Origin of the sequence: Paenibacillus sp. 1-18, assembly GCF_000520755.1 — a bacterium.
Classification (GTDB): domain Bacteria; phylum Bacillota; class Bacilli; order Paenibacillales; family Paenibacillaceae; genus Paenibacillus; species Paenibacillus brasilensis.
Window position 1 is genome coordinate 64,203 of sequence record NZ_ASSB01000376.1, and the last position, 7,856, is coordinate 72,058.

The window sequence follows — 7,856 nt, forward strand, 5'->3', positions numbered from 1 at the left end:
TTTATTTGAATGGTTATATGCCGATTGCCTGTCCATCCACCGCCAGCATCGCTTCTCCCAAAATCTCCGACAACGTTGGATGTGGGTGAATAAGCTGTCCGACTTCCCAAGGCGTAGCATCCAGCAGCTGTGCAAGGGCCGCCTCGCTAATAAGGTCCGTCACATGCGTACCAATCATATGTACGCCGAGAATATCATTCGTTCCCTTGTCGGCGACTACTTTGACGAAACCGTCCCGACTACCGTACACGAGCGACTTTCCGATGGCTTGAAAAGGGAACTTTCCTGTTTTCACCTGATGTCCACGCTCACGTGCTTCTTGCTCCGTCAAGCCGACACTCGCTGCCTCAGGACGTGTATAGATACAACGCGGAATCAGATGACTTGGTACACTGTGAAACTCTTCCCCTGCCAGGTGATGAACTGCCTGCAAACCTTCATGGCTCGCTGCGTGCGCCAATTGCAAGCCCCCGATGCAATCCCCGATTGCATAGATATGCGGTTCATGGGTCTGCAAATGCTTATTAACCGAGATGAAGCCACGCTCTACCCGGATATCCGTATTTTCCAGCCCGATATTTTCCACATTTGCCTGACGTCCCACCGAAATGAGCAGCTTGGAGGCGCTGAGGGTTTCGATTTCTTCCCCTTTTTTCACGTCAATCTGTATGCCTTCCTCATCCTTGCCGTACGTTTCAGCCAGTACCTGCGAGCCCGTCAGCACCTTCACCCCACGCTTGGTTAACAGGCGCTGCATTTCACGCGAAATATCCTCATCCTCGGTTGGAATAAGCCGATTGGCTGCCTCAACTACTGTAACCTCCACGCCAAAATCATTCAGCATGGAAGCCCATTCCACCCCAATGACACCCCCACCTACGATGATTAGGGACGCCGGTAATGCTTCCATCGTTAACGCTTCGTCACTACTCAGAATAAATTCGCCATCCGGCTCTAATCCAGTCAGCACGCGCGGGCGTGATCCCGTTGCAATAATGAGCTGAGCAGGCACGATGGTCTCCATTTCACCATCCTCCAGCTCCACAGCAACTGCCCCGCTTTTTGGAGAGAATATAGACGGTCCAATCACGCGTCCCTTGCCGCTCAGTACCGTGATTTTATTTTTGCGCATCAAAAATTGAACGCCCTGATGCAGTTGCTCTACAACGGCTTCCTTACGCTCTTGCACTTTAGGAAACACGAGCTGTGCACCCGACGTCTCGATACCATATTGCGCGCTTTCCTTAATCGTTGCATATACTTCCGCGCTGCGCAGCAAGGCCTTGCTCGGAATACAACCACGATGCAGACAGGTTCCGCCAAGCTTGTCCTTTTCAATAATAACGACTTCCTTACCTAGCTGGGCTGCGCGAATCGCCGCCACATATCCCCCGGTTCCCCCACCTAAAATAGCAACATCACAATGTATAGTCATGCTTCTCCTCCATTAACATTGATTATATATACCTTATTGTACTCTCTTTATTTCTTTGCACAAAATATAACGTGTATGCATACACTACAGACCATCCGGCCAGCTCATCCAAGCAGTCTCTCATATATTATTCAACAGCCTATTCGTACAGCGCATCCCGTAATTTGGTAGACATCCTTGGGTTTTGAGCTGATTTGGCTCGCAACACATTGCGAAACGATTCATTTTGCTTGCGTAGTAGCTCCAGCTCTGTCTCCAGCTCAAAGATCAACTCCTGTGCTTGCGGGCTTATCAGCCCTTGCTCCAGTAATGTTCTTTTTCTGGCACTATAATCCGCATCTTTTTGGTTCATGCCTGTCCCCTCTTCCTTCTTTCCACTACACTTCACCATATCATGCCCGTGGCAGCAGAGCAATGACGACCACATTTATATTCAAAAACAGATATACACAAACATGTCGAAAAACAATATATTTTCTCTGGTCTGCATACTACTCATTATGGTAATCTATAATGGCCTTTTCTTTCGGAAAATGATGATTCACAGCGTTTATGCGCATGTTACAGAGAGGGGAATTCGCGTTGCCTACAGGACGAATTACGATTATTACAGGCCCCATGTTTAGTGAAAAATCCGGTGAATTGATTCGCCGCTGTCAAAAACTAATCCAATACGGGCACCGCAAGGTGGTCGCTTACAAACCGGCAGAAGATAACCGCTATGCCACGGACGAAATTGTAAGCCGCATCGGATACCGGCTGCCCGCGATCTCTATTCCAAGAAAACTCACAGACGAGCTCGTTCAGCGTATTTTGGAAGAAACGAAGGATGCCGACGTGGTTGCCTTTGATGAAGTCCAGTTTTTCAGCCGTCATATTATGGCTCTCATACAGGAGTTAGCTTATTGTGGCAAACACGTCATTGCGGATGGCTTGAATCTGGATTACCGGGGCAAGGAGTTCGGCTATGTTGGGGGCCTGCTGGCCATGGCTGATGACATCGAGAAGTTGACTTCTTTTTGTGCCGTATGCGGGAGCTCAGAGGCGGTATTTACCCAACGGATGGTAAATGGAAAGCCTTCTACAGTAGGCCCCATCGTCATGATTGGTGACTCTGAGGCTTATGAGCCGCGTTGTCGCAAATGCTTTATACCGCCCCATAAAGTAAATTGCGATTAGCAAGAAAAACGGCTCGGCAAGCAACAACTATCCACCTGATCACCGATGACTTTTTCCTTGTATTTTTTTGGAACGAATGGAGTCATTAGCCCGTATTGATCGACAGACAGCTTCGCTAAGTGACAGCTGCAATTCAAAAAATCCCCACCGTTAACTATGGTTGGGGATTTTTTCAACTATGTTCTTGGCTGCTCACATTTGTATAGAACTAAAGTGGCAACATATCCTGTCTTTCTGCCTTACCCCTGCACTCCTTGCATGCCCCGTAGAGGGAACCATTATCATCGGCATAAAAGGTTAATTTGTCTTCTTTTCTACAAAAAGAGCATTTTTGCTTACTTCTGTGCTGTATAGGATCAGACAGCCCAAACCCAGGTTGGGCCTGCATCCCCGTTGCATCTGGCGTCTTGTTGGAGCCAGAGGAGGAAAATACCTTAAACTTGGATGCTTTCCCAACGCGGGGCTGTCGGACAGGCTTACGAGGGCGAAATTCAACGACATTGCTGTCTCGCTGTTCATTCACTTGTTCTTTGCTGCTACGACCACGCCGTGCCGTAACAATCCATCCCAACACCACCACCAATACGCCGATGACCACCCAAGTTAGGCTATTCCACATGTTTTCACCCCGCCTTTGCTTTAAAATAAAAAACACTAATAAACTTTTTAAGCTCCGTATTTTGTTGCTCCAAAATTAATTTTAAATATAAATTCCTTCGTTCATCATTATACCATCGAGTGAACACAATCACCATATAAAGGAAAGAGGGATGGATGCAGAAAAAAACCGCTCTGTAATAGAGCGGTCAGGCTGTCGAGAAACCCCCTGTTTTTTTAATGAGGTTTAAAATGGCCATTTTGATCAAATAAAAATGGGTCCTCAGATCGTTTTAAATCGATTTTTGTTTTAAAAGTTGAGTCTCCCCAAATAAAAAATAAAGTGTCGAGAAAGTCCGTTGGACTTTCTCGACACTCTGACCGCTCTGTAATAGAGCGGTCCTAAAATAACATCAATTGTATATTAATAGCATTCGAATTATACTTTGAATTTGCCAATTTGCCCTTGCAGATCCTCTGCCATTGTAGACAGGTTTCTTGCAGATGAAGCAATTTCCTCCATCGAGGCCAGCTGCTCTTGAGTTGCAGCAGACACGTGCTGTGTACCTGCTGCAGCTTCCTCGGCAATGGCCGAAATTTGCTTGACAAAACCAACAATCTCATCGGTACTTGCCGACATTTGCTCCGAGCCAGCAGATACCTCTTCAATTTCGCTTGCCACTTTATTAACGGTTTCTTGAATCATTTCAAAGGATGCACCTGCATTTTGTACGACTTCCCGACCTGTCATCACATTCTGTCCATTGGCCGCTACCGCCTCAATCGCATGTGCAGTATCCTTTTGAATCAAGTTCACCAGCTCCGTAATTTGTTGAGCAGAATAAGCCGATTGTTCAGCGAGCTTGCGTACTTCACCTGCAACTACAGCAAATCCTCGACCATGCTCTCCTGCGCGGGCCGCCTCAATGGCAGCGTTCAAAGCAAGCAGGTTGGTCTGACTCGAAATATTGGTAATTACATCAATAATCTTGCCAATTTCATCTGAGCGTTCTCCCAACCCAGCCATAAGACCAGCCAAGCTATCCATGGAGTCATTCACAGCATTCATCTGTGTAACAGCCTGCTGAACCATCTGATTACCTTCAGCTGATTTGTGAGCCGCATCCTGAGCTGATGCAAATACATTTTGTGCACGGATAGCAATTTGTTCTACCCCGATGGACATTTCCTCAATCGCTTGAGACGATTTGGTCACCATATCCACCTGTTGGCCCGTTCCTGTAGCTACTTCTTGTACCGTTTCGGTTATTTGTGCAGAAGCTTGGCTATTTTGCTCTGCACTGGCCGTCAATTCCTCTGAAGATGTGGTAACCATTTCAGTCGTCTTACTAACAGATTGAATCAGTTGGCGAAGGTTTTCAGTCATTGAGTTAAAGGAATGTGCCAACGTGCTAATCTCATCCTTACCCTTCACAATGATCGTCTCACCTGTCAGATCACCAGATGCAATGCTTTCAGCAGCACGACTGATTCGCAAAATGGGTTTAGAAATAATTTGGGCAATAATAATCGCCATAATCAGTGCTAAGGCAATAGCCGCAATACTCAATATAATGACCAATTGTCTGCCTGAGATAAAGTTGTCAACAGCCAATTTCGTAATCTGTTTTGAGCCATCTGCGTTCAGCTTGATGAGCTGATTGATCGTATCGTTCGCACTATACCATAGCACATAGGACTCTTTGTGCAGAATGCTGGATTGAACATAATCGTTCGCTTTCCCTGCTGCAATCACCTCAGGCAACTTATTCAGATATTCTGCATATTTTTTGGAGAAGTCCTCGTACAATTCACGTTCTTTAGGAGTAGCAATTAATTTTTCATAAGTTTTCCGTCCGCTCTCGACTTTTTTCAAAACTTTATCATATTCCGCCTGAACCTTCTCCACTTCCGCCGGGTCGCGTTCTACAATAATATTCAAGGAAAGCCGTTCTACATCAGATATATCGCCGTTTAGCGTTCCCAGGATCGTCACACTAGGCATCCAACGGCTATCAATTTCCATCGAAGTGTCACCCAAGTTTTTCATTTTTGAGATAGATACTAAACTAATGATGATCAATAAAGCAATAACCGCAAGAAAACCCAATAACAATTTTGCACGGATGTTAAATTTCATATTTTCGCTCCTCAATCTCTTTTATATATAGATATTATATCGACAAGAATCGACAGTTTGTTTATATCAAATTTAAGAAATTTTCAGAACTGTTTCCAATAGGGAAATGATCTTTTTGTATGGGTTAGTGCAGCTCATTTCGGTTAATTTTGTAAACTGCGTTGAGGCTATTATATTTCACGATCTCCAACAATTGTTCCGCCATATAGCGAGGAGAGTGCTGAAATTCTCCATTTACCCACTCTATGATCATCCCCAGAATAGCATAAGCATAATAACTAGACTGAAGCTCCTGATTTATGTGATTATTCTCCTGTGTATTTACAAGATCCTGTATTGGAAGTTTTTTGAGCTCATTGCAAATCTTTGTCTGGACTCCCGGAAGCATATCTGTTTTCAACACAATTTCATAAAAATTTGCATACTGCGCAATGTGCTCGAAAATTTTAATTGTGGAAGCCACCATGTCTCCCACTACAAAAGTTTCAACCTGACGGTAAGGTTCCCGATAGGAATCAACTAAATCCAGTAGAACTTCATCAATGACCTCTCCCAACAGGTCCTCCTTGTACTGATAATGCTTGTAAAATGTCCCCCTATTGATGTCTGCCTGCCGGACGATATCCGTTATAGTTATATCCTTCAATTCTTTTTCTTTTAAAAGACACACTAAAGATTCCCTCAATAGTTTTTTCGTTCTTCGAATACGTTTATCCTGAACTAATGTTGGATCAGTCATGCTGCACCGCCGTTATTTTAAATTTTATATACACATGATAGAGATACTGTTCAAGAAGCAACAATTGGCTGCATGTTTGCTGATTGTGATTCATTTAATTCTTTGATTATACTATAAAAAGAAGGGAATTATACTTTAGTAAACAGGTGTTCGATAAAGTACATTGCATATGACTGAACATGCGGAGGGATCATCATAAAACTTCAAGGTAAAGTTGCAGTAGTCACCGGAGCTGCCTCTGGGATGGGCAAGGAAATAGCCATTTTGTACGCTAAAGAAGGGGCCAAAGTGGTTGTATCTGATATCCATTTAGATGCGGCTAACTCAACCGTAGCAGAGATTGAATCACTTGGTGGAACTGCTATTGCTATTGTAGCGAACGTTTCCAAAGAAGCAGATATTCAAAATCTAATAGATACCGCTGTAAGCACGTATGGAACGTTAGATATTTTAGTTAACAATGCGGGGATCATGGATAATTTTGTGCCGGCTGCTGATTTGACTGATGAGCTCTGGGAACGCGTATTTGCCATTAACAGCACTGGACCTATGCGTGCCATTCGAAAGGCTCTTCCTATTTTTACTGACAAAGGTGCTGGGGTCATTATTAACATCGCTTCCCTGGGAGGGCTGCAAGGCTCTCGAGCAGGAGCAGCTTATACCGCAGCAAAACATGCTGTTGTCGGCCTAACTAAAAATGTAGGGTTCCAATATGCTAATAAAGGTGTACGGTGTAATGCGATTGCTCCCGGTGCTGTAATCACCAATATTGCAGCTTCCATTAACGAACCCAATGCATTTGGTATGGAAAGAGCAATGGCTGGGCAAAACCTGACTCCTAGGGCCGGGGAGGCCGAAGAAATCGCAAAGGTTGCTCTCTTCCTCGCATCAGATGATTCCAGCTTTGTAAATGGAACTGTTATTACGGCTGATGCTGGTTGGTCCGCTTACTAAAAGAGTGATAGTTAAACAAAAAACCAGTCCAACACAAAAGTGTCGGGCTGGTTTTTATGGTTATGCCATGATTTTCAGGCACAGCGTTTCTTATTCGCTTCATGCTTTTAATCCTCTTTAGGACACCTTATTCTCAATCCGCAGCTTATCTGCCACCATCGCGATGAACTCTGAGTTGGTTGGCTTCGATTTGGAGATATTAATCGTGTACCCGAACAGGTGGGAGATGCTGTCGATATTGCCACGTGTCCATGTGCATCAAGGCTTTGGCCAGTAGGTATACATCGTTCTAGTGATATAGAAATTCATATGTAACGTATCTTTATATTCCGGATATAGTTTGGAATTGTGGTTGTGGAAATGTTCTTCTTAAAGTCTTGTAAATACTTATCGAACAAATTTAAGGCCGTTCGTAGCTGGCTACAGTTTACGTGCAAGATTCCTAGGCGAACAGTAAAGAATGAAATTATCCAATTGAAATTTAAAATCGTTCATAAAAAATAACGCTGATCTATTAGTCATGAATGCCCCAATAAATCAGCGGTATTGGCTGAATTGTTATGCTTCACCTTGCTTACAATCTGCAGTTTATCTGCCAACGCTGCGATGAACTATCGATTCCTAAGGTGAGCGTTTTAATTCGGAATATACCCTGCTATGCCTTCTAAAGAATAACCGGATCTTCCATTACCAAGCTCGTTAAAATCAGTGGTATAGAAGTGATCTGTACCATTATAGTATCTATATAGCGGCAATGTGTTTGGTTGCTGTTGTGAGAAAATGTAACCTTGTATGCCTTCAAGACTATAACC

The 7,856-nt window shown here is 44.1% G+C and carries 7 protein-coding genes and 2 pseudogenes; 2 read left to right on the forward strand and 7 right to left on the reverse strand.

Features of this window, described 5'->3' with window-relative positions:
• Positions 1–13 precede the first annotated feature (13 nt).
• Both lpdA and L693_RS0125530 read right to left on the reverse strand, forming a co-directional pair.
• Positions 14–1,435 (reverse strand): dihydrolipoyl dehydrogenase, encoded by a 1,422-nt coding sequence (lpdA, locus tag L693_RS0125525; RefSeq protein ID WP_025721078.1) that lies wholly within the window; start codon positions 1,433–1,435, stop codon positions 14–16.
• Between the two features lie 139 nt (positions 1,436–1,574).
• Positions 1,575–1,787: a hypothetical protein gene (locus L693_RS0125530; protein ID WP_025721081.1), complete on the reverse strand. Its 213-nt coding sequence runs from the start codon at positions 1,785–1,787 to the stop codon at positions 1,575–1,577.
• 230 nt (positions 1,788–2,017) lie between these two features.
• Between L693_RS0125530 and L693_RS0125535 the strand changes: the two genes are divergently transcribed.
• Complete coding sequence (locus L693_RS0125535; RefSeq protein WP_025721083.1) at positions 2,018–2,614, forward strand: thymidine kinase; 597 nt, start codon at positions 2,018–2,020, stop codon at positions 2,612–2,614.
• A 208-nt stretch (positions 2,615–2,822) separates the two neighbouring features.
• Here L693_RS0125535 and L693_RS0125540 read toward each other — a convergent pair whose 3' ends face one another.
• The 3 genes from L693_RS0125540 to L693_RS0125550 form a co-directional block, all read right to left on the reverse strand.
• Positions 2,823–3,233: a hypothetical protein gene (locus L693_RS0125540; RefSeq protein ID WP_025721085.1), complete on the reverse strand. Its 411-nt coding sequence runs from the start codon at positions 3,231–3,233 to the stop codon at positions 2,823–2,825.
• A 417-nt stretch (positions 3,234–3,650) separates the two neighbouring features.
• Entirely contained in the window at positions 3,651–5,351 is a 1,701-nt protein-coding gene (locus tag L693_RS0125545; protein WP_025721087.1) for a methyl-accepting chemotaxis protein, read from the reverse strand.
• Between the two features lie 124 nt (positions 5,352–5,475).
• Positions 5,476–6,090 (reverse strand): TetR/AcrR family transcriptional regulator, encoded by a 615-nt coding sequence (locus tag L693_RS0125550; RefSeq protein ID WP_025721089.1) that lies wholly within the window; start codon positions 6,088–6,090, stop codon positions 5,476–5,478.
• Between the two features lie 195 nt (positions 6,091–6,285).
• Here L693_RS0125550 and L693_RS0125555 point away from each other — a divergent pair, with 195 nt between their 5' ends.
• Positions 6,286–7,044, forward strand: coding sequence for an SDR family oxidoreductase (locus tag L693_RS0125555; RefSeq protein WP_025721090.1), 759 nt, complete (start codon positions 6,286–6,288; stop codon positions 7,042–7,044).
• A gap of 117 nt (positions 7,045–7,161) precedes the next feature.
• On the opposite strand, the pseudogene L693_RS29655 reads toward L693_RS0125555, so the two are convergent.
• Both L693_RS29655 and L693_RS31775 read right to left on the reverse strand, forming a co-directional pair.
• A pseudogene (locus tag L693_RS29655) lies at positions 7,162–7,296 on the reverse strand (sporulation initiation factor Spo0A C-terminal domain-containing protein); the annotation flags it as partial.
• Between the two features lie 383 nt (positions 7,297–7,679).
• Positions 7,680–7,856 (reverse strand): annotated as a pseudogene (locus L693_RS31775) (hypothetical protein); the annotation flags it as partial.

Bases quoted from the DNA above. Each gene is read 5' to 3' on its own strand.
- lpdA (WP_025721078.1), bottom strand. From the start codon at position 1,435: ATGACTATACATTGTGATGTTGCTATTTTAGGTGGGGGAACCGGGGGA.
- L693_RS0125530 (WP_025721081.1), bottom strand. From the start codon at position 1,787: ATGAACCAAAAAGATGCGGATTATAGTGCCAGAAAAAGAACATTACTG.
- L693_RS0125540 (WP_025721085.1), bottom strand. From the start codon at position 3,233: ATGTGGAATAGCCTAACTTGGGTGGTCATCGGCGTATTGGTGGTGGTG.
- L693_RS0125545 (WP_025721087.1), bottom strand. From the start codon at position 5,351: ATGAAATTTAACATCCGTGCAAAATTGTTATTGGGTTTTCTTGCGGTT.
- L693_RS0125550 (WP_025721089.1), bottom strand. From the start codon at position 6,090: ATGACTGATCCAACATTAGTTCAGGATAAACGTATTCGAAGAACGAAA.